Source organism: Nonomuraea sp. NPDC050556, from assembly GCF_044457355.1.
GTDB lineage: Bacteria > Actinomycetota > Actinomycetes > Streptosporangiales > Streptosporangiaceae > Nonomuraea.
The window spans coordinates 744,538-764,724 of record NZ_JBITGU010000003.1 but is presented as its reverse complement, the minus strand read 5'-3'; the positions used below and the strand labels follow the sequence as shown (position 1 = coordinate 764,724).

18 protein-coding genes are annotated in these 20,187 nt (G+C 70.5%); 6 read left to right on the top strand and 12 right to left on the bottom strand.

The features are described from left to right. Positions 1 to 174: 174 nt before the first annotated feature. Together ACIBG8_RS32660 and ACIBG8_RS32655 are read left to right on the top strand one after the other, a co-directional pair. A complete protein-coding gene (locus ACIBG8_RS32660; protein ID WP_397346895.1) occupies positions 175 to 903 on the top strand; it encodes a glycoside hydrolase family 16 protein in 729 nt (242 codons plus the stop codon). Positions 904 to 1,118: 215 nt separating this feature from the next. Beyond that, on the top strand, positions 1,119 to 2,324 hold the full coding sequence (locus tag ACIBG8_RS32655) for a hypothetical protein (RefSeq protein WP_397346894.1): 1,206 nt from the start codon (positions 1,119 to 1,121) through the stop codon (positions 2,322 to 2,324). A gap of 158 nt (positions 2,325 to 2,482) precedes the next feature. On the opposite strand, the gene ACIBG8_RS32650 is transcribed toward ACIBG8_RS32655, so the two are convergent. The 5 genes from ACIBG8_RS32650 to ACIBG8_RS32630 all read right to left on the bottom strand — a co-directional run bounded on the left by ACIBG8_RS32650 (position 2,483) and on the right by ACIBG8_RS32630 (position 8,855). After that, on the bottom strand, positions 2,483 to 3,505 hold the full coding sequence (locus tag ACIBG8_RS32650) for a dihydrodipicolinate synthase family protein (RefSeq protein WP_397346893.1): 1,023 nt from the start codon (positions 3,503 to 3,505) through the stop codon (positions 2,483 to 2,485). Positions 3,506 to 3,515: 10 nt separating this feature from the next. Continuing rightward, entirely contained in the window at positions 3,516 to 4,514 is a 999-nt protein-coding gene (locus tag ACIBG8_RS32645; RefSeq protein ID WP_397346892.1) for an NAD-dependent epimerase/dehydratase family protein, read from the bottom strand. Between the two features lie 72 nt (positions 4,515 to 4,586). Then, the gene (locus ACIBG8_RS32640; RefSeq protein ID WP_397346891.1) at positions 4,587 to 6,398 is read right to left on the bottom strand and encodes a hydantoinase B/oxoprolinase family protein; all 1,812 of its coding nucleotides are present in this window, start codon (positions 6,396 to 6,398) and stop codon (positions 4,587 to 4,589) included. Next, the gene (locus tag ACIBG8_RS32635; protein ID WP_397346890.1) at positions 6,395 to 8,419 is read right to left on the bottom strand and encodes a hydantoinase/oxoprolinase family protein; all 2,025 of its coding nucleotides are present in this window, start codon (positions 8,417 to 8,419) and stop codon (positions 6,395 to 6,397) included. The genes ACIBG8_RS32640 and ACIBG8_RS32635 overlap by 4 nt, the downstream gene beginning before the upstream one ends. A gap of 61 nt (positions 8,420 to 8,480) precedes the next feature. Continuing rightward, the gene (locus ACIBG8_RS32630; protein WP_397346889.1) at positions 8,481 to 8,855 is read right to left on the bottom strand and encodes a hypothetical protein; all 375 of its coding nucleotides are present in this window, start codon (positions 8,853 to 8,855) and stop codon (positions 8,481 to 8,483) included. Positions 8,856 to 8,934: 79 nt separating this feature from the next. Here ACIBG8_RS32630 and ACIBG8_RS32625 point away from each other — a divergent pair, with 79 nt between their 5' ends. Further along, positions 8,935 to 9,582 (top strand): thymidine kinase, encoded by a 648-nt coding sequence (locus ACIBG8_RS32625; RefSeq protein ID WP_397346888.1) that lies wholly within the window; start codon positions 8,935 to 8,937, stop codon positions 9,580 to 9,582. Here the strand turns inward: ACIBG8_RS32625 and ACIBG8_RS32620 are convergent. Both ACIBG8_RS32620 and ACIBG8_RS32615 read right to left on the bottom strand, forming a co-directional pair. After that, positions 9,567 to 10,235, bottom strand: coding sequence for a DsbA family protein (locus ACIBG8_RS32620; protein ID WP_397346887.1), 669 nt, complete (start codon positions 10,233 to 10,235; stop codon positions 9,567 to 9,569). The two genes, ACIBG8_RS32625 and ACIBG8_RS32620, sit on opposite strands and share 16 nt — an antisense overlap. Positions 10,236 to 10,265: 30 nt before the next feature. Then, positions 10,266 to 11,162 carry a hypothetical protein gene (locus ACIBG8_RS32615; protein WP_397346886.1) on the bottom strand — a complete coding sequence of 299 codons (897 nt, stop codon included), beginning with the start codon at positions 11,160 to 11,162 and terminating at the stop codon, positions 10,266 to 10,268. A 406-nt stretch (positions 11,163 to 11,568) separates the two neighbouring features. Between ACIBG8_RS32615 and ureA the strand changes: the two genes are divergently transcribed. Genes ureA through ACIBG8_RS32600 form a run of 3 tightly spaced genes read left to right on the top strand, consistent with a single transcriptional unit; the run spans position 11,569 to position 14,908 of the window. Beyond that, the gene (ureA, locus tag ACIBG8_RS32610; protein WP_397346885.1) at positions 11,569 to 12,246 is read left to right on the top strand and encodes an urease subunit gamma; all 678 of its coding nucleotides are present in this window, start codon (positions 11,569 to 11,571) and stop codon (positions 12,244 to 12,246) included. Further along, positions 12,246 to 13,859: an urease subunit alpha gene (locus tag ACIBG8_RS32605; protein ID WP_397347819.1), complete on the top strand. Its 1,614-nt coding sequence runs from the start codon at positions 12,246 to 12,248 to the stop codon at positions 13,857 to 13,859. The genes ureA and ACIBG8_RS32605 overlap by 1 nt, the downstream gene beginning before the upstream one ends. A 14-nt stretch (positions 13,860 to 13,873) precedes the next feature. Beyond that, the gene (locus ACIBG8_RS32600) at positions 13,874 to 14,908 is read left to right on the top strand and encodes an agmatine/peptidylarginine deiminase (protein ID WP_397346884.1); all 1,035 of its coding nucleotides are present in this window, start codon (positions 13,874 to 13,876) and stop codon (positions 14,906 to 14,908) included. Here ACIBG8_RS32600 and ACIBG8_RS32595 read toward each other — a convergent pair. The 5 genes from ACIBG8_RS32595 to ACIBG8_RS32575 form a co-directional block, all read right to left on the bottom strand. Next, entirely contained in the window at positions 14,883 to 15,434 is a 552-nt protein-coding gene (locus tag ACIBG8_RS32595; RefSeq protein WP_397346883.1) for an energy-coupling factor transporter transmembrane component T family protein, read from the bottom strand. The genes ACIBG8_RS32600 and ACIBG8_RS32595 overlap by 26 nt on opposite strands. Continuing rightward, positions 15,431 to 16,123, bottom strand: a complete 693-nt coding sequence (locus ACIBG8_RS32590) for an energy-coupling factor ABC transporter ATP-binding protein (protein WP_397346882.1) — start codon at positions 16,121 to 16,123, stop codon at positions 15,431 to 15,433. Before ACIBG8_RS32590 ends, ACIBG8_RS32595 begins: the two co-directional genes overlap by 4 nt. 141 nt (positions 16,124 to 16,264) lie before the next feature. Beyond that, entirely contained in the window at positions 16,265 to 17,344 is a 1,080-nt protein-coding gene (locus tag ACIBG8_RS32585; RefSeq protein ID WP_397346881.1) for a thiolase family protein, read from the bottom strand. A gap of 397 nt (positions 17,345 to 17,741) precedes the next feature. Next, the gene (locus ACIBG8_RS32580) at positions 17,742 to 19,142 is read right to left on the bottom strand and encodes an AMP-binding protein (protein ID WP_397347818.1); all 1,401 of its coding nucleotides are present in this window, start codon (positions 19,140 to 19,142) and stop codon (positions 17,742 to 17,744) included. Between the two features lie 385 nt (positions 19,143 to 19,527). Continuing rightward, positions 19,528 to 20,151, bottom strand: coding sequence for a biotin transporter BioY (locus ACIBG8_RS32575; protein ID WP_397346880.1), 624 nt, complete (start codon positions 20,149 to 20,151; stop codon positions 19,528 to 19,530). Positions 20,152 to 20,187 lie beyond the last annotated feature (36 nt).

Below are 20,187 nucleotides of genomic sequence, written 5' to 3'. Positions count from 1 at the left end.
GCGGGTGGCCGGGGTGCGAGGTCAGGGCGGCGGATGCCCGAGGTAGTAGGGGCGAGTGGCGGGGGTCGGGGTGGTAGGTGCGGGGTGGCGGGTGACCGAGGTGGTTGGGGTGGGCGTTGGCGGGGGTGGGTGTTGGCTGGGCGTCTATGGGTGGTGCTCCGCGAGAATGGCGTTGTGGTCGCATTTGATGGTCGGTCCTGGATCCCCTACTACCTGCCCCAATGGAGTGGCCGCGCCTCCTCTGCCGCCCGGTACGAGTGGGCCGACGGGCAGTTGCATCTGCTGATCGAGGAGGATCAGCCACCCTGGTCTCCCGAGCTTGAGGGCGAGATGCGGGTGTCGTCCCTGCAGACGGGTGTGTTCTCCGGGCCTGTGGGCAGCACCATTGGGCAGCATGGGCGGGGCAAGGCCGTCGTCGTGGAGGCCCAGCGGCCCGAGCGCATCTATACGCCGCAGTACGGTCTGATCGAGATGCGTGCCCGCGCCACCCCCGACCCCACCTGCATGGTGGCCCTCTGGATGATCGGCTACGAGGACGAGCCCGAGCGCTCCGGCGAGATCTGCGTCGCCGAGATCTTCGGCAAGGATGTCGGTAAGGACAGCGTGCGGGTCGGCATGGGCATCCATCCGTTCGGCGACCCGGACCTCACTGACGACTTCACCGTGGAGACCGTGCCGATCGACGCGACCGAGTTCCATCTGTACGCCGCCGAATGGACGCCTGAGCGGGTCTCCTTCTCCATCGACGGCGAGCATGTCCGCACGGTTGAGCAGTCGCCGAAATATCCGATGCAGCTGATGCTGGGCATCTACGAGTTCCCACAGGACCGTACGGGACCGTATCCCAAGCGCTTCATCGTCGACTACGTCAGAGGCGGGCCGTACAGGTGGTCCGCGGGGTGATGAGCTACGGTGTTCTGCGCCAAGAGAGGGCCGCGGTCCTGGAATGCGGACCGGGGTTGCGACAGCCAGGCGAGGGCCCGGCGCTGCACGAGATTGTCAGGCGCGCGCCGTACGGGACTTCGACCCAGCCCCCGAGCGGAGCGGATCACCCGTGCTTGGGAAATCCAAGGCCACCGGTTACCCTTCCGGTCTAGACCGTAATGAAGGAGGCGCAGGTGGGTATCGTCATCGGGGTCGTCGGCCCGCATGATCTGGTCGACGACGTCGCGGCCACCTGCGAGGAGCAGCCGGGCGTCAGCGCCCTCCGCCTCGACTACGACCACGAGTCGCAGGCGCCGTCGATCGTCGAGGCGCATGCCTCCGCCGTCGAGGGCTGGCTGTTCACCGGCATCGTGCCGTACATGCTCTCGCGCGACGCCGACGTCCTGACCAGGCCCGCCGCCTTCGTCGACTACTCCGGCGCGACCCTGCTGTCCGGGCTGGTACGGCTGCTCAGCCAGGGCCAGGACGTCACGACGCTGTCGATCGACACGCTGTCCGCGGGCGACGTGGCCGCGACGTTCGGCGAGGCGGGGCTGGACGCGGCCGAGGTGCGCACGCTGCCCTACCGCGCGGGGATGACGTCCGACAAGGCGATCGCCTTCCACCGGCGCGGGCCGGCGCACGCCGTGATCACCTGCCTGAGCTCGGTGTACGAGGCGCTGCGCGGGCAGATGCACGTGCTCAGGCTGGCGCCTTCCGTGCATTCGGTACGGGTCGCGTTGCGTCAGCTGCTGCTGACCGCCGAGGGGCAGGCGCAGGAGGACGCGCAGATCGCGCTGGGGCTGATCGAGGTGGACGGCGAGGAGGGGCTGCTGCGCGAGGCGACCGCGCTGGGCGGCACGCTGGCCGCCTTCCGCGGGGGCACGCACCTGCTGGTCACCACGCGGGGGCCGCTCCACGACGCGACGGGCGGGTTCTCGTCGCTGCCGATGCTGGCCAGGCTGGCGGGGCACAACTCGGTGGTGCGGGTCGGGTTCGGCCTGGGGCGCAGCGCGGCCGAGGCGGAGAGCCTGGCTCGGCGGGCCCTCGCTCGGGCGCGGCGGATCGGGTCGGTCGCCGCGGTGCTGTCGTTGCGCGCCGACACCGACATCGTGCTGGAGTCGGTCACCGCGGTCCCGGCCGGGGAGCAGAACCTCACGGTGCTGGCCCGGCGGGTCGGGCTGTCGGTGCCGACGCTGGAGAAGCTGGTGGAGGCGAAGGCGGCGGTGGGCGAGGAGCCGCTGACGACCAAGGAGATCGCCGAGCGTCTGGCCGTGCAGCAGCGTACGGCCCGCAGGATGTTGCACCGGCTGGAGCTCGCGGGCCTCGCTGAGCGGACAGGCAACCTCACCAGCGGCTCCAGCGGCCGCCCGCTCACCCTCTACCGCCTGACCCTCTGACCCCCCGTCCCGCTTCTCCACGACCAACCGCTTCGCGGAAACCCACCTAATGGAAACCCACCTAATGGAGACCCACCCCGTGGGGGCCACCCCGCAAAGGGGGGGCCACCCCGCAAAGGGGGGGTGACCCCGCAAAGGGGCGGTTTCAGGGGTGAGGGTCAGAAGAGCCACCGTTCCAGGCCCTCGGCTACGAAGTCGTCGTCGTTGAGCCACGGGTAGGCCGCCTGGACGCGGTCGATCTCGGCGAGTTGTCCCGGAGAGAGGTCCTCCGCCGGGTCCAGGCACCAGCGACCAGCCAGCAACCCTTGGCGGCGGAGGATCTCGTGGATGCCGGGGATGCAGCCGTGGAAGCCGTTGGCCGCGTCGAAGATGGCCGCGTTGGCGTCCGTCAGCTGGCCGTCCAGGCGCAGCAGGCTACGGGTGGCCGCGGCGTCGCCGCCGCGCGCCGCTGAGGCCTCGGCCAGCAGCTCCACCGCTCGCCGCGTCCACACCGCCCACTGGCCCAGCAGGCCGCCGACGAACTCGACCTCCACCTCCCGCCCGTCCACGACGACCTGGTGCGGGGTGATGAGGTCGGCCAGGATGTGGTCGTCGTTGCCGGTGTAGAGAGCGACCTCCCGCCCCGAGCGGCAGACCCCATGCAGAACGTCAAGGGTGCGATAACGGTTGAAGGGCGCGACCTTGATGCCGACCACCGACTCCAGAGACGCCAGACGAGTCCAGAAATTTCGGGACAAGGGGTGGCCGCCCACTGCCGACTGCAGGTAGAAGCCGATCACCGGCAACACCTCCCCCACCGCCCGCGCCCGCTCGACCAGCCCGTCCTCGTCCAGCTCCGCAAAAGGGCTCAGCAACACCATGTCGTACCCGAGCGACCGCGCCATCGCAGCCTCGGCCACCGCCTGCGCCGTCGGCCCGGTGACCCCGGCCACCAGCACCACCTCGCGGGAATACTCCCGCGCCGTCGTGGCGGCCAGCTCGAGGACCGGCCGCAGCAGACCCGTCCCGTGGATGGCGAACTGCGTCGTGTGCACCCCGACCGCCAGCCCACCCGCCCCCGCCTCCACGTAATAGCGGGTGAGCGCGCGCTGCCGCCGCTCGTCCAGCTTCCTGTCCTCGGTCAGCGCCAGCGGGTGCGCCGGGATGGCCAGCCCGCGACGGAACAGTGCGGTACTCGACACGTTCGCCCTCCTAGAACTGGCCGTCGCGGCGTTCGAACCTGGTCGGCTTGTCCAGCAGCGGCCCACCGTCCGCCACCCACCGCGCGGTGTGCTCGATGAGCTCGGCCGGGGTGATCGACGGGTAGCCGAACAGCCGGTGGCACCTGGCCGCGTTCGACAGCAGCGCCGTGGGCGCCTCCTCGCCGGTGAACACCGGCTCCCTGCCGAGCGCGTCACCCAGGGCCAGCGCGGCCTGCCGTACAGAGATCAGCTCGGGCCCCGAGACGTTCAGCGTGTACGGCGGGGCGTCGGCGAGGAGCAGCGAGCGCAGCGTGACCTCGTTGGCGTAGCCCTGCCACACCACGTTCACCTGCCCGGTCGCCAGGTCGATGGGCGTCCCGTCGAGGATCTTCCGCGCCAGGTCGACCAGCACGCCGTACCGCATCTCGACCGCGTAGTTGAGCCGGATCAGCGCCAGCTTCGTGCCGTAGGTCTCGCTGAAGTGCGACATGACCCGCTCGCGGCCCAGGCAGCTCATCGCGTAGTCGCCGACCGGCCCGAGCGGGTCGCCCTCCACCGAGCCGCCGCTGACGACGGGGACCAGCGGGTACACGTTGCCGGTCGACAGGGCCGCGATCCTGCTGCCGCGGTACCGCTCGGCGACCCTGCCGGGCAGGTACGCGTTGGTGTACCAGGTGGCGTGCTCGCGTCCCCGCGTGCCGAACTTGGCGCCCACGAGGAACACCACGTTCGCCGCTTCAGGCAGCGCGTCCACGTCCGCCACGTCCGCCCGCACGACGTCGGCGCCCTCCTCGGCGAGCGCGTCGGCCAGGCCTGGCTCGGAGAAGCGCGAGACCGCGTACACCCTGCGCTTGCCGCGCGTGGCGTTCAGCGCGAGCCGTACGAGGCTGGGGCCCAGCTTGCCCCCGGCGCCCAGGATCAGCAGATCGCCGTCGAGCCCGCCCAGGTCGTCGACCAGGGCCTGGCTCGGCCTGGCGAGGTGTTCCTCAAGTTCCGCTACGGTCCGCACGCCGAACTCCTCTCGGTTACGGTCCAGACCGTAACTTCGCCGGAGATCGCCTGTCAATGGGGGCGACGCGTGTTACAGCTCGTCCACCTCCGCGTGCGAGCGGCCGCCGGAGAGCCTGGGATAGCCGGGGCCGCGGTCGAAGAACGGCCCGCCCGACGGGCGCAGCCGCTCGCGCAGCTCCGCCGTACCCTGCTCGTCGACCCTGCCGTTGTCGAGCACCACCCCGTAGTCGCCCAGCGCGCCCGCGATCGACACCTTGCCGTCGCGCACGTCGGCCGCCACCTTCATCGGGTCCCTGTCGTACGGCGAGCCCCACCCGCCGCCGCCCGTCGTCCTGATCCTGATGACGTCGCCCGCCTTGACCTGGTGGTCGTCGACCAGCCCCTCCATCTCCCTGCCCGCCACCTCGACCCGGAACGGCCGCCCGGCCAGACCGCCGTTGACCCCCCAGCACGACAGGATCGAGCGGTCGGCGATCGACATGTAGGACGCGTCACGCAGCATGCGGATGTGCTTGTCGTAGCCGAGCCCGCCGCGGAAGAGCCCGGGGCCGCCTGAGTCGCAGGCCAGGCCCAGGCGCTCGACGCGGAACGGCCAGCGCGACTCGGCGAACTCCACCGGGATGTTGCGCGAGTCGGGCACGACGTGGATGGTGTCCTCGCCGTCGGCGTACCACCGGCCGCCGGAGCCCCCGCCGAGGACCTCCCTCATGAGGTACGGCACGCCGTCCGCGTCAGCGCCGTAGACGCCGGTGTAGCGGATGGTCTCCTGGTCGGCGGGCATCCGGCCGCCGGTGGCCTTGGCGAGGACCCCGGCCAGGACGCCGAGCAGCCTGAGGATGACGAACGTCCTGGCGTTGGTCGGCGCCGGGAAGATCGGCGTGAGCAGAGTCCCCTTGTCCGGAAATTTCATCTCAATGAGGGGGACGACGCCTTCGTTGACGTCGAGCTCGGCCATGCGCTCCGGGGTGTCGGCCAGGTTGCGCAGGATCGGGGCGAGCCACTTCTTCAGGAACACCCCGTCCGCGTAGTCGCCCGCGTGGTTGATCGGCCCCTTGGCCTGCGGCGACGTCCCGGTGAAGTCGATCGTCAGCGGCTTGTCCGCCGCATGGTCGACGGTGAGCGTGATGCGCTGGGTGTGCAGCCTGGGCTCGTCGACGCCGTCGTGCTCGGCGTAGTCCTCCCACACGTAGGTGCCCGCGGGGATCTTGGTGAGCACCTCCCTGCGGAAGGTCTCCGTGGTGTTGCCGATGATGGCGTCGAAGCAGGCTTCCACGGCTTGCCTGCCGTACCTGTCGAACAGCTCGGTGAGCCTCCTGGCGCCCATGAGGCAGGCCGAGCACTCGGCGTCGAGGTCCCCGGCCAGGGAGTCGGGCATGCGGGAGTTGCGGGTCATGATGCGCAGCGCGGCCTCGTTGGGCACGCCCTGGTCCCAGAGCTTGATCGGGGGGACCATCAGGCCCTCCTCGAACACGCTCCTGGCGTGGGACGGCATGCTTCCGGGTACGGCTCCGCCGATGTCGTCGTGGTGGCCGAACGCCTGGACGAACGCGACGACCTCTTTGTTGTGAAATACCGGCACGGTGACGCACAGGTCGGGCAGGTGGCCGATGCCGCCTTCCGACAGGTAGACGTCGTTGTGGAAGAAGACGTCGCCCTCGCGCATGGTTTCGAGGGGGAAGTCCCTGACGACCGGCTGGACCAGCGCGCTGTAGGAGCGGCCGGTGAGCTTGCGCAGCCTGACGTCGTGGATCCCGGCGCGGAAGTCGTGCGCGTCGCGGATCATCGGCGACCTGGCGGTGCGCGCGATCGCGGTCTCGACCTCCTGCTCGACCGAGGCCAGCGTCCCCTCGACGATTTCCACCAGGATGGGGTCAGTGTTCATGGCCTCGCTCCGCTCGGCTTGAGCCCCTCGCGTTCACGACGGATCTCCAGGTTGCCGTAGTCGTCCACCGCCGCCGTGTAGCCCGGGTGCAGCGGGATCGTGGAACCGTACTCCTCGATGACCGCCGGCCCGGTGAGGGTCTGCCCTGGCTTGAGGGTGGCGCGCTGGTGGACGGGGGTGTCCTCGCGCGTCTCCTCGAAGAACACCCGGCGCTCCCCCGGCTCGCCCTCCTCCACGGCCCGGCGCGGGCCGATGGCCGGGCGGGTGATCGGCCCGATGCCGGAGACGCGAAGGTTCACCCACTCGGCGCCCTTGTCGTAGGCGTAGCCGTACAGCTGCTTGTGGGCGGCGTGGAAGCGGTCGAGCACCTCCGCCTTCCACTCCTCGTCGATCTCGCCGGGCGGCGCGGGGACCCGCACCTCGTAGGCCTGGCCGTAGTAGCGCAGGTCGGCGGAGCGGGCGTAGACGTGCTCGTCGAAGCCCTCGCGGTCGAGCGCTTCTGCCGCCTGGCGCTCCAGGCCGCCGAAGATCTCCGCCGCCGTGTCGGTGGACAGGTCGCGAGTCACGTGGGTGCGCACGTAGTCGTTCTTGACGTCCACGGTGAGCAGGCCGAACGCCGACACGTTGCCCGGATCGGGCGGCACGATCACCGCGGGCAGGCCCAGGATGTCGATCAGGCGGCAGGCCAGCAGCGGCCCCGACCCGCCGAACGTCACGAGCGGGAAGTCGCGCACGTCGAGCCCGCGCTTGACGGTGATCTGGCGGATCGCGTTGCTCTGGTTGAACGCGCTGATCTCCAGGATCCCTGCGGCCAGCCGTTCCGGGGTCAGGGAGAGCTTCTCGGCGAGCGCCTCGATGCCCATGCGGGCCGCGTTCACGTCGAGCGGGATCTCGCCGCCGAGCAGGTGCGGCGGGATGCGGCCCAGGTAGACGTGGGCGTCGGTGACGGTGACCTCGCTGCCGCCCCTGGCGTAGCAGAGCGGGCCCGGGTCGGCGCCCGCCGAGCGCGGGCCGACCTTCAGCGTGCCCTCCGGCGAGATCCACGCGACGGAGCCGCCGCCCGCGCCCACGGTCACGATGTCGATCATCGGGATCTTGCAGGGGTAGCGCCCGATGGAGCCCTCGGTGGTGATGGACGGCTCGCCGTCCACGACCACGGCCACGTCGGTCGAGGTGCCGCCGCCGTCCAGCGTGATCACGGACGGGTGGCCCGCCGTGAAGGCGATCAGCGCCGCGCCCAGCGCGCCGGCCGCCGGTCCCGACAGGACGGTGGTGATCGGCTGGTGCACGACCTCGCGGGCCGACAGTACGCCGCCGTTCGACTTCATGACCGAGAAGGAACGGCCCAGCTTCTCCGACAGCCGGTCGATGTAGCGCCGCATCGTGGGCTTGACCGCGGCGTCGACCAGCGTGGTCACCGACCGCTCGTACTCGCGGTACTCGCGCAGCACGTCGCTCGACAGCGACACGACGGCCTCGGGATGCTCGGCTGCCAGCACCTCCCGCATCCGGTGCTCGTGCGCCGGGTTGGCGTAGGAGTGCAGGAAGCAGACGCCGATCGCGGTGATGCCCCTGGCCTTGAACCAGCGCGCCGCCTCCACCGCCTGCTCGTCGGAGAAGGGCCGCACCTCCTCGCCCAGGTGGTCGAGCCTGCCACCGACGGTCTTGACGCGGCTCACCGGAACGATGCGCGGCGGTTTGACCCAGAAGTAGGAGTTGCCGTAGCCGTCGGGGACGCTCTGCCTGGCGATCTCCAGGATGAACTCGAACCCCTCGGTGGTGATGAACCCCAGGTCCTCGATCCGGTCTTCGAGCAGCTGGTTGGTGGCCACGGTCGTGCCGTGCACCAGCCCGGTGACGTCGAACTCCCCCAGTTTCGCGATCCCCGCCATGAACCCCTCCGCCGGGTCGGCGGGTGTGGACGGGGTCTTGGTCGTGAGGATCTGCCCGGTCTGCTCGTCCACCGCGACGACGTCGGTGAAGGTGCCTCCGGTGTCCACTCCGATACGGACGCTACGCATGGTCTCAGTCTCTACTTGGGTGTACGGCTCAGCGGAACCGGCGAAAGTTGCCGAACGCCGGTCATGGGGTTCGGCGTCGTCCGAGCACCTCGTCGATCACGCGGGGCGCGTTCTCGGTGCCGACGTAGGCCGCCAGCCGTACGACGAGCTCCTGCGACTTGGCCAGCTCGGCCTCCACCCGCGCCTTGCCCGACTGGCCCGCCTGGACGCCGAAGTAGGCGCCCATGATCGTGCCCACCACCCCGGCGACACCGGCGAACAGGGAGGCGAACTCGCGCGTGGCGAACACGGCCGCGCCGAAGGCGATGAGGATGGTGATGATCCCGGCCAGGACGACGTAGAAGCCGTAGCGCCAGCGGGAGGCGTCGGCCTGCGCGGCGGTGATGTCGTCCGTCTTCATCAGGGCGTCGAGGGCGGGGGGCTTCTCTGTGACCACGGTTCCTCCTGTTGCTCAGGGGACAAAATCTCCCATGGCACAGCAAGGCACGCCAACCCGACCGATAGGGTGGCCCCCCGTGACCGAATTGTCTGCCCTCTCCCCCGTTCCGCCCGGCGCCAGAGCCGCCGTCCTGAAGTTCTACTTCGGGCCCATGGACTGCGGGAAGTCCACGCTCGCGCTCCAGATGAACTACAACCACGGCCGCCAGGGCAGGCGCGGTCTGGTCCTCACCAAGCACGACCGCTCCGGCGGGCCGCAGGTGACCAGCCGTATAGGGCTCGGGCTTGAGGCGATCGAGGTCACCGACGGGCTGGACCTCGTGGCGCTCGTCTCGGCGCACGACCGGGTCGACTACCTGATCTGCGACGAGGCGTGCTTCTACACGGTGGAGCAGATCGAGCAGCTCGCCGACCTGGTGGACGAGCACGGGATCGACGTGTACGCGTTCGGGCTGGCGTCGGACTTCAAGTCGCGCATGTTTCCCGCGGCGCAGCGGCTGTTCGAGCTGGCCGACGAGGTGTGCCGGCTGCAGGTCGAGGTGCTGTGCTGGTGCGGGCGGCCGGGACTGCTCAACGGCCGGGTGGTGGGCGGCGTGCTGGTGCGTACGGGGGAACAGGTCGTCATCGGGGACACCGACGCGTCACCGGTGCGCTACCAGGTGCTGTGCCGTCGCCACCACCGCAGCGGCGACCTCGGGGTGGTCTCGCTTCAGACCGCGCAGTAGCCGTCGTCGTCGCAGCCGTCGGCCGCGGGGGCGAGGGGGATCTGGCCGGTGCGCTGGGCCACCTCGTCGAGGACGGCGTCGAACGTCTCCTCGGGCTGCGCGCCTGAGACGGTGAACTGCTCCTCGAACAGGAACAGCGGGACGCCGGTGATGCCCAGCGACCTGGCCCTGTCGATCTGTTCCTGTACGGCTTCCGCGCCCTCGCCGGTGTCCTGGACGCCTACTTCGGCGGTGAGCTTGGCCAGGACGTCGGGGTCGCCGACGTTGAGTCCGTCGGTGAAGTGGGCCTTGAAGAGGCGCTCGGCCATCTCGTGGCCGCGGCCCTGGCGGGTGGCGAGCTCGATGAGGCGGTGCGCCTCGAAGGTGTTGGCGCTGATCGCCTGGTGGAAGTGGGTCTCGATGCCCTCCTGCGCGGCTGTCTGCGTCACACGCTGGGTCATCTGGGACACGTTGGGGCCGAACTTGCGCTCCAGGGCGTCGAGCAGCGGCTCCCCGTCGCTGGTCGCTTCCGGGTTGAGCTGGTACGGGCGGAAGGTCACGTCCAGCTTGCCGCCCTTGGCCCTGAACCGGTCAGCGGCCTTCGCGAACCGCACATGACCGATGTAGCACCACGGACACACGACGTCAGAGAAGATTTCTACTTTCACACCCATCAACAACCATGCATGTGCATGGATGATTCCTCACCCGGCGGCAAGCTCAGCGAGGCGGTGCGGGAGGTAGCCCGAGTCGTCCACCAGGGCGGATGCCCCTCGCCACCACCCGAACCACTCGGCTCCTCGCCACATCCAGTCGACGCGTTCGATCGCCGCCACCACGTGGCCGACGTTGTGCCACTCCTCGCCGAGCTGCTCGATCGTCGCGCCGTGCCTGAGCGCCCAGTCGCGCAGGATCGTGACCGCCTCGTCGGGCACCTCCCTGGCGTACGGGTCGGGGGACTCGCCGGGCAGCGGGTGCGGGCCGAGGCCCGCCGCGACGCCCCAGCTCCACTGCGTCTCGGCAGGTCGGGAGTAGCGCAGGGAGTGGAAGTCGAGGTTCGACCCCAGGTCCTCGTCAGAGCGCCGGGTCACGACGGCGTCCAGGCGTCCGCCAGCGTCGAAGTGCACCACCAGCCGCTCCCCTGCCTTCGCGCCCGGGGGCAGGTCGAAGCGGTCCTCCGCCTGCCAGGAGTCCAGGTCCACCTCGGCCACGGCGGCGCCCCACAGCGCGTCGGCGGCGTCGTCGGCGATCCAGGCGGCCAGCATCTCCAGCACGGTCAGGTCGGTCCAGGGCTCGATCGCGGCCGCTGTGGCGAGCACCTCGTCGGGGGCGGGGAGCTTGCCGCCGCGCTTCTTCGTCCACCATTCCTCGCCCAGCTCGCCCGTGCCTACGAGGAGGGCGGCTATGGAGGCGAGCTCGGCGGAGCGCCTGGTCAGGGAGGCGCCGAGGGCCAGTTCGAGGCAGCGCTCGATGCGCTCGGCACCGATCACGGGGCGGGCGTCGGCGATGAGGGTGGCGGCTGTGGGCTGCTCCTCGCCGAGCAGGTTGCTGATGACTCGTCTGGCCTCTGTCCTGGCGTCTTCCGCGTGTGCCTGGCGCATAACAGCCACGCTACGCCCGGAGATCCTTTTCCGCGAGACCTCCACGTATGGCCCGACGTGCGAGGGAGAGGAGAGGAAGGCGATACGGCGAAGCCCGCGCGGAGCGTCCTCTCGGCGGCGCTCCTTGGGCACCCCACCCCCGCCCCCTGTCCCCTGCCCCCAAGGACCCTCACCTCAAAAGACCCTCGCCCCCAGTGCCCCTCACCACCTCCTCCGCCCCGCCTCCTGCCCCAAAGGACCTTCACCCCCTCAGGGCCCTCGCCTCGTGAAGGTCTTTTGGAGGTGAAAGGCCCTTGGGGGTGACCGCCCCTTGGGGTGAAGGGCACTGGGCGTGAAGATCCTTGCGTGTGGCTGGATGGGGTGGGGTGGGTGACCGGGATGTGACGTGTGGATGGTCAACTGGAGCATGCGACTCACGCCCACAGAGCGGGACAGGCTCCTGCTCTTCAACGCCGCGCAGCTGGCCCGTGCCCGGCGGGCGCGCGGGCTGCTGATGAACGTCCCCGAGTCCATCGCGCTCATCGCCGACGCGGTGTGCGAGGCGGCGCGTGACGGGGCCAGGCTGGCGGACGCCGTCGAGGCAGGCAAGAGGGTCCTCGGACCGGCCGACGTGCTGCCCGGGGTGGCGGACGTGGTGACCGAGGTGATGGTGGAGGCGGTGTTCGACGACGGCAGCCGCCTGGCCGTCGTGAAAGACCCCATCGGTGGTTCCCTGGGCGACCTCGCGCCCGGCGCGATCGCCAGGGGAACGCTCCAGGAAACATTCCCCGAGAAAGGAACGACTGTCGGCGTGGAGAACACCGCGACGGTCCCGATCAGCGTGACCTCCCACTTTCACTTCTTCGAAGTCAACCCCCGCCTGAGGTTCGACAGGAGCGCCGCGTACGGCATGCGCCTGGCCATCCCCGCAGGCTCCACCGTGCGCTTCACCCCGGGCCAGACCACCGAGGTGCCGCTCACCCCGATCGGCGGCAGCCGTACGGTCATCGGCTTCGCCGGGCTCGTCGACGGCCCCCTCGACGCCCCTGGCCAGCGGGAAGAGGCCCTGCGCCGCGCCCGCGCCTGCGGATACGAGGGGGCGTGATGGTGCACGGCCCGACCACGGGCGACCGGGTGCGGCTCGGCGACACCGGCCTCGTCGTCACCGTGGAGGCGGACTCGCAGAAGCCAGGGGATGAATTCCTGGCCGGTTTCGCCAAGACGGCGCGCGACGGGCTGCATCTGAAGGCCGCGAGCGTCAAGGAAACGTGTGACCTGGTGATCAGCAACGTGCTGATCGTCGACGCGGTGCTCGGGATCCGCAAGGCCTCCATCGGCGTGCGCAAGGGACGGATCTCGGCGATCGGCCGCGCGGGCAACCCCGACACCCTCGACGGCGTGGACGTCGTCGTCGGCACGGGCACCACGATCGTCTCCGGCGAGGGCCTGATCGCCACCGCCGGGGTGATCGACACCCACGTGCACCTGCTGAGCCCCCGCATCATGGAGGCCTCGCTGGCCTCGGGCGTGACCACGATCATCGGGCAGGAGTTCGGCCCGGTGTGGGGCGTGGGCGTCAACTCGCCGTGGGCGCTGGCGCACGCGTTCAACGCGTTCGACGCCTGGCCGGTGAACATCGGCTTCCTGGGGCGCGGCTCGTCCTCCGACCCTGCGCCGCTGGTGGAGGCGGTCGTCGAGGGCGGCGCGTGCGGGTTCAAGGTGCACGAGGACATGGGCGCGCACACCAGGGCGCTGGACACCGCGCTGCGGGTGGCCGAGGAGCACGACGTCCAGGTGGCGCTGCACACCGACAGGCTGAACGAGTGCCTGTCGGTCAAGGACACGCTCGCCGTACTCGAAGGAAGGACGATCCACGCCTTCCACATCGAGGGCTGCGGCGGCGGCCACGTCCCGAACGTGCTCAGCATGGCCGGGGTGCCCAACGTCATCGGCTCCTCGACCAACCCGACGCTGCCGTACGGTCGCGACGCGCTGGCCGAGCACTACGACATGATCATGTCGGTGCACGGGCTCGCCCCCGACCTGCCGGGCGACGCGGCGCTGGCCCGCGACCGGATCAGGGCGGGCACGATGGGCGCCGAGAACATGCTGCACGAGCTGGGCGTCATCGGCATCACCTCCTCCGACGCGCAGGGCATGGGCCGGGCAGGCGAGACCGTGCGCAGGACGCTCGCCATGGCCGCCAGGTTCGCCACCGGCGACGACAACGACCGGGTGCTGCGCTACATCGCCAAGCTGACGGTCAACCCGGCCATCGCGCACGGGCTGGCGCACGAGGTGGGGTCGATCGGCGTCGGCAAGCTGGCCGACATCGTGCTCTGGGACCCGGCCTGGTTCGGCGCGAAGCCGCGGCTGGTGCTCAAGGCGGGCTTCCCCGCGTGGGGCGTGACCGGCGACCCGAACGCGGCCACCGACACCTCCCAGCCGCTCGTGTACGGCCCGCAGTTCGGCGGGCACGGCGCCACCGCCGCCGACCTGTCCGTCGCCTTCGTCGGGAAACACTCGGCGCTGACCACCCGGCGCCGCCAGGTGGCCGTGGCGGGCACGCGCGGCATCGGGCCGCGCGACCTGGTGCGCAACACCCGGCTCGGCGAGGTCCTGGTGGACCCGCACACCGGCCTGGTCACGCTCGACGGCGAACCCGTCGCCATGGACCCGGCAGACGAGACGAAGCTCAACCGCCTCTACTTCCTATGACAGGGGGATTTTTCATGACTCCAGCAGCTGACGGGTTCAGGATGCCCGCCGAGTGGGAGCCGCACGCTCGCACCTGGATGGCCTTCCCGACCGACAACCCGACCTTCGACGGCGAGGACGCCCTGCACGAGGCGCGCCAGGCCTGGGCCGCCGTCGCCAACACCATCGCCCGCTACGAGCCCGTCGTCATGCTGGCCAACACCGGCGAGAGCGCCGACGCCCGCTACTACCTCGACGTCGGGATCAAGGTGCTGGAGCGCCCGCTGGACGACGCGTGGATGCGCGACATCGGCCCCACCTTCCTGGTCGACGGCAAGGGCGGGCTGGCGGCTGCCGACTGGGTGTTCAACGGCTGGGGCGCGCAGAGCTGGGCCAGGTGGGAGCTCGACGCCCAGGTCGGGGCGGCCGTGACCGATTTCGCCGGGGCTGTGACGTACCGGTCGAGAATGGTCAACGAGGGCGGCGGGATCCACGTGGACGGCGAGGGCACCGTGCTGCTGACCGAGACGGTCCAGCTCGACCCCGAGCGCAACCCCGGCTGGACCAAGGCCGACGTGGAGCGGGAGCTCAGGGACTTCCTCGGCGTACGGCGGTGCGTCTGGCTGCCGCGCGGCCTCACGAAGGACTACGGCATGTACGGCACGCGCGGCCACATCGACATCGTCGCCGCCTTCGTCAGGCCAGGCGTCGTGGTGGCGCACCAGCAGCCCGACCCGGCGCACCCCGACCACGAGGTGTGCAGGGAGAACATCGCGGTCCTGCGCAAGGAGGGCTTCGAGGTGGTCGAGGTGCTCGCGCCGACCGTCACCGAGGTCGACGGCGCGCCGGTCGACTACTCCTACATCAACCACTACCTGGCCAACGGCGCCGTGGTGCTGTGCGCGTTCGACGACCCGCGCGACCAGGAGGCGGCCGACCTGTTCGGCAAGCTGTTCCCGAACCGCACGGTGGAGCTCGTGGACGCCAGGGAGATCTTCGCCGGTGGCGGCGGCATCCACTGCATCACCCAGCAGCAGCCGGAGGTCAGTCGTCCAGGCCACGCGCGCTGAGCGCCTCGCCGAGCGCGTCGGCGTGCCTCAGCGCGCCGACGACCAGCGGGACGGCGAAGGCCCGGACGCTCCAGGTCACTCCCCTGGCGCGCTGGGCCTCCCTGACCCGGGTGGCCAGGTCGGACAGCAACGGCACGGTGCGCAGCGTCAGCGTGAGCAGCAGCGAGATCCGGAAGGGGTCTATTTTCAGCAGGCGCAGGGGGGCCAGGCCACGTTCGATGGTGGCGAGCATGACCGAGGTGGGGGTGGTGAGGGTGACGAGCCCGGCCATGGCCACCGCGAGGACGATGCGGACCGTGGCCGTGATCGCCGTGGGCACGTCCGCGAAGATCACCTGGGTGGCGAAGAGCGCGACGGCGAACCACCGGATCGGCTTGACCTGTTCCCACGCGCCCTTGATCGATATCCTGGAAATCGCATAAAAAATCACGACAATGAGGACGGCGATCGCCAGCATCACGGGCTCGTGCACCAGCACCAGGAGGGTGCAGAACACGGCGAGCCCGGCCAGCTTGAGTCCGGTCACGTCATCAGCTCGCGGTAGTAGCGCAGGGCGGCCGCCGGCGCGTCGTCGGCCACGATCTTGCCCTCGTCCAGCACCAGCACGCGGTCGAACCCCTCCAGCAGCCCCAGGTCGTGGCTCACCACGACGAGCTGCTGGGGCAGTTCCGGCAGCAGGGCGGCCACCTTGCGCGAGTTGCGCAGGTCGAGCAGAGTGGTCGGCTCGTCCATGACCAGGATGTCCGGGTCGAGCACGAGGACGGCGCAGAGGGCGAGGAGCTGCTTCTGGCCGCCGGACAGGTGGTGGGCCGGGTGGTCGGCATGCCCGGCCAGGCCGTACCTGTCGAGGACCCCGAGCACCTTGGCGGCGATCTCCGCCTTGGTGAGGCCGCTGCGGCGCAGGGAGAACGCGACGTCCTCGGCCACGGTGGGCATGACGATCTGCGCGTCGGGGTCGGTGAACAGGAACCCGACGCTGCGCCTGACCTTCGCGCCCTGGCGGCGGGTGTCGAGACCGCGCACGGTCACGGTGCCCGAGGTGGGGAGGGCGAGGCCGTTGAGCAGGCGGGCGAAGGTGCTCTTGCCTGAGCCGTTGGCGCCCACGACACCTATGCGGCGCTCGGCGAGGGTGAGGGTGAGCCCGCTCAGCACTTCACGCTCGGCGAGCCGTACGGAGACGTCGGTCAGCTGGATCGCATCGCCCTGCTCACTCATCGACCCACCCCGACGAGCTCGCGGCCCTGACCCCAAACCGGACCAACCCGCCCTGATACAACGCGCCGCCCTCATCACTCATGGGACCACCTCGAACAACGCGCCGGGGCACACCAGACCACCTCGGCCAACGCGCCCGCATCAGACCACCTCGAACAGGACCGCGACACCGAGACCGCCACCGACGGCCGCGGTGGCCAGCCCGAGCATGCCCTTCTCCGCTCCGGCAAGCCTGGCGAACAGGCGCGTGACAACAACCGCACCAGTGGCCCCCCAGGGATGACCGAGGGCGATGGCGCCCCCGTCAGCGCACACACGGGCGGCGTCGGCCCCCAGCGGGTCAAGGCCGAGCGCGTCAGTGACCGCGAGCACCTGCGCCGCGAACGCCTCGACGATCTCTATGGCCGCAACCTGATCGAGAGAGACACCGGCCCGCTCCAGAACCCTGCGTACGGCAGGCACAGGCCCCCAGCCCGGCAGCGCCGGATCACACCCGACCACGGAACCCGCCACAAGCCGCAGCCCCGGCAGCCCCAGCTGCTCCGACACCATGGCCACAGCCGCCGCACCATCACTGACCGGCGACGAGTTGCCCGCAGTAACCGTCCCACCCTCGACAAAGGCCGCGGGCAACCGAGCCAGCGACTCACGCCGCATAACCCGCGGCCGCTGATCCCTCTGCCGCGCACCAACCTCCACAATTTCCGGAAATTTCCCAACAAGCGCCTTGGCATGGCTCTGGCAGGCATAGGCATCCTGCCGCTCCCTACTAACCCCGCACTTCACCGCAAGCGCCTCAGCGGCCGGCCCCATGTCAGGATCCAGATACCCATCAGGAACAAAGGCCGCTCGAGAGTACGGCCCAGCCGCCCCTGGATGCGTGCGCAGAGGCGCAGTAGACGCACTCTCCGCGCCACCGGCGACCACACACTCCATCGCCCCACTGGAGATCGCCTGCCCGGCAAGCAGGATCGCCGCCAGCCCACTGCCACACTGCCGATCGACGGTGAGACCAGGCACGTCATGCCCCAGCCCAGCCCGCAACGCAGCCACCCTGGCCACATTGCCACCGGGCCCCATGCAGTTGCCCAGCACCACATCCTCAACCGGCAACCCAGCCGCCACGGCGGCAATCACCGGCGCAGCAAGCTCATCGACGGTGAGCGCCTTGAAGGCATGCCCAGCCGTCCCGATAGGCGTACGGCAAGCCGCCACAATCACCGCCCGCACCCAAACCCCCCAACCCCAACAGGCTCCATACGCCCCCGCACGGACCGCCCGCCACCCAGCAACACCCGAGCCCTGCTCACACGCTCCCGCCCGACCCCCACCAACACCCGACACCTGCTCATACGCGCCCACACGAGCCACATCAACGCCCGAGACCTGCTCGTACACGCCCGCATGGACCCCAGCAGCACACGAGCGTCGCCCACGCACTCCCGCGCAGCACCCTCGCCGTCCCGCACAGGCTCCAGGCCAGCCACCAACACGCGCGCAACGCCCATACGCTCCCGTACGGACCCCACGCCACCCACCGACACCTGAGCGACGTCCATACGCTCCCGTATGGAGATCACCTGAACATCGACAGCGGCCATACGACTGCGTATGGGGCTCATCGGAGGCGCTCGAAGGCGTCGGCTGTCAGGTCGCGGGCAGGTTTGCCGGTCGGGGTGCGTGGCAGGCGCTCGGCTGTGTGCCAGCGTCGGGGGCGCTGCGCCGGGTCGAGACCGGCGCGGGCCGCCTCCTCCAGGGCCGCGCGCGAAGCCGTACCCTCGACGATCGCAGTGACGACGGCGCCCAGATGCGGGTGCGGCGAGCCGACCACCACCACGTCCACCACCCCGGGCACCCGCCTGAGCACCGCCTCCACATCCTCGGCCACGACGGTCGCCCCGCCGGTCTGGATGGCGCCCGCACCCCTGCCGCGCAACCGCAGCACACCACCGGGCTCATACGCACCCAGATCACCCACGGTCAGCCACCCCTGAGCGTCCCTACGCAGGGGACCATCAGCATCGCGGTACAGCGGGCCGTCGGCGGCGCGCCGGAGGGGGTCGCCAGGGTCCCGGAGTGGCGGGTCGTTGGCGTCGCGTTGCAGGAGGCCGTCAGGGTCCCGGGATAGCGGGCTGCCAGTGTCACAGTGCAGGGGGCCGTCAGCGGCGCTGTGTGGCGGGGCGTCGGCGTCCTGGCGCGGCGGGCCGCTCGCGCCGCGGTAGAGGAGGCCGTCAGCGTGGCGGTGCGGCGGGTTGTCGGCGTCGCGGTGGGGTGGGTTGTCGGCGTCGCGGTGGGGTGGGTTGTCGGCGGTGCGGTGGGGTGGGTTGTCGGGGTTGATGAGGTAGCCGTCGGCAACCCACGGTGAGCGGACCCATACCTCGCCTGCCCTCACCTCGATCTCCACCTCGGGAAAGGGGCGCAGGCCCCGACCGTCGACGTCGATGGCGACGAAGGACAGCTCTGTCGCGCCGTAATAGGAGATCACGCGGCTGTCCCTCATGGTGGGGTCCAGGGCGGCGCCGCCGACGATCACGGTCCTGACGTTGGAGGGCAGTACCTGGGGCAGGAGGTGGGGCACTGTGTGGACCACGGTGGCATCGTCGATGTCGGCCAGGGACCAGCGGCCGGGCAGGATGGCGGTCGCGCCGGTGCCGAGCGCGTGGACGGCGGCGAAGCCGTACAGCGAGGAGTTGAGTGGGCCTGGGACTAGCACGGTGTCGTCGGGGCCGATGCCGGTGAGGGCGTTGAGGTGGGTGAATGAGCCGGTCCATGACTCGCGCGAACGGACCACGGCCCTCGGTCTGCCGCTGCTTCCCGATGTGAAACATGCCCAGCCCCCACCCGGACGAACGCCCAAAGGCTCCAGGCCCGTGACACCGCCTGTGGTCTCGGGTTGGGAGCTTCTGGGCGGGGTGTCGGTCCCGAGCTGGGTTCCGGGTGAGGTCTCGGACCCGAGCGGGGTTACGGGACTGGTCCTGAGCGGGGTGCTGCCAAAAACGTCGAGCGCAGTGCCGCCCATGACATGGAGTGGGGTGCCGTCCGAAGCACCGCGCGAGGCATCGCTCCAAGCACTGCGCGGGATATCGCCCGAAGCACTGCGCGAGGTGCCACAAGCGTCAAGCGGGGTCTCGCGAGAAAAAGGGCGCGAGGTCAGGCGGGCGTGCTGGGCGGGGTCGCATACCAAGGGGGTCACGCCTGCCAGATCGGCCGCCAGCGCCATGACCAGCACCTCCACCGGGTCAGCCGCACTGACAAGGAGCACCCCCACCTGCGGAACCCGCGTCCCCTTGATCCGCCTCGCCAGCTCCGCATACGTGAGCGCCCCGCCGGGCCCGCGCACCGCGAGGTGGCGCGGGCGGTCGGCCGCGTGGTTCAGGACGTGGGTGGCGACGGGCATCGGAAGGTCAGCGCTCTCCCGCGGCCCTGAGCCGCTCGCGGTGTACGGCAGGCACGGCGTCCGGGTAGGCACGCTGCGTGGCCCGCACGACGAGCGCCGCCAGCACCACCTTGATCACGTCCCCGGGCACGAACAGGAGGCTGCCGACCGCCGCCTGACCGAGGGTGAGCTCACCGCGTACCGCGACCACCGGGATGCCGAACAGGTAGATCACCGCGATCCCGCCGACGGCGCAGGCGACGAGCAGCCGTACGATTCCCGGCTTGTACCCGCCGCGCTCCACGATCCACCCGGTGACGAACGCGCCGACCGGCCACCCGATCAGGTACCCGGCCGACACCTCGGCGAAGACGCCGAGCCCGCCACGCCCTCCGGCCAGCAGCGGCAGCCCGGCGGCCACGAGCACCAGCAGGACGATGACGGCCAGCGCGCCGCGCCACCGCCCGAGGATCGCTCCGGCGAGCATGACGCCGAACGTCTGCAGCGTGATCGGCACCTGGTTGCCCAGCGCCGTGATAGTGCCAGGCAGGCCGAGCGCGGCGATCAGGGCCGCGAACACGGCGACCCTGGCCAGGTCTCCTGTGGCGAGCGTACGGCGGGCCGGTGGCAACGCTTCTCCCTCATTGGTCATGGTGTCGATCTCACACCAGAATGCGCGGTCACGCTC

Excerpts from the sequence above, each read along its gene's own strand:
- ureA (WP_397346885.1), top strand. The coding sequence starts at position 11,569 with ATGCGACTCACGCCCACAGAGCGGGACAGGCTCCTGCTCTTCAACGCC.
- ACIBG8_RS32600 (WP_397346884.1), top strand. The coding sequence starts at position 13,874 with ATGACTCCAGCAGCTGACGGGTTCAGGATGCCCGCCGAGTGGGAGCCG.
- ACIBG8_RS32575 (WP_397346880.1), bottom strand. The coding sequence starts at position 20,151 with ATGACCAATGAGGGAGAAGCGTTGCCACCGGCCCGCCGTACGCTCGCC.
- ACIBG8_RS32635 (WP_397346890.1), bottom strand. The coding sequence starts at position 8,419 with ATGCGTAGCGTCCGTATCGGAGTGGACACCGGAGGCACCTTCACCGAC.
- ACIBG8_RS32605 (WP_397347819.1), top strand. The coding sequence starts at position 12,246 with ATGGTGCACGGCCCGACCACGGGCGACCGGGTGCGGCTCGGCGACACC.
- ACIBG8_RS32620 (WP_397346887.1), bottom strand. The coding sequence starts at position 10,235 with ATGGGTGTGAAAGTAGAAATCTTCTCTGACGTCGTGTGTCCGTGGTGC.
- ACIBG8_RS32580 (WP_397347818.1), bottom strand. The coding sequence starts at position 19,142 with ATGGGCGGCACTGCGCTCGACGTTTTTGGCAGCACCCCGCTCAGGACC.
- ACIBG8_RS32640 (WP_397346891.1), bottom strand. The coding sequence starts at position 6,398 with ATGAACACTGACCCCATCCTGGTGGAAATCGTCGAGGGGACGCTGGCC.
- ACIBG8_RS32590 (WP_397346882.1), bottom strand. The coding sequence starts at position 16,123 with ATGAGTGAGCAGGGCGATGCGATCCAGCTGACCGACGTCTCCGTACGG.
- ACIBG8_RS32615 (WP_397346886.1), bottom strand. The coding sequence starts at position 11,162 with ATGCGCCAGGCACACGCGGAAGACGCCAGGACAGAGGCCAGACGAGTC.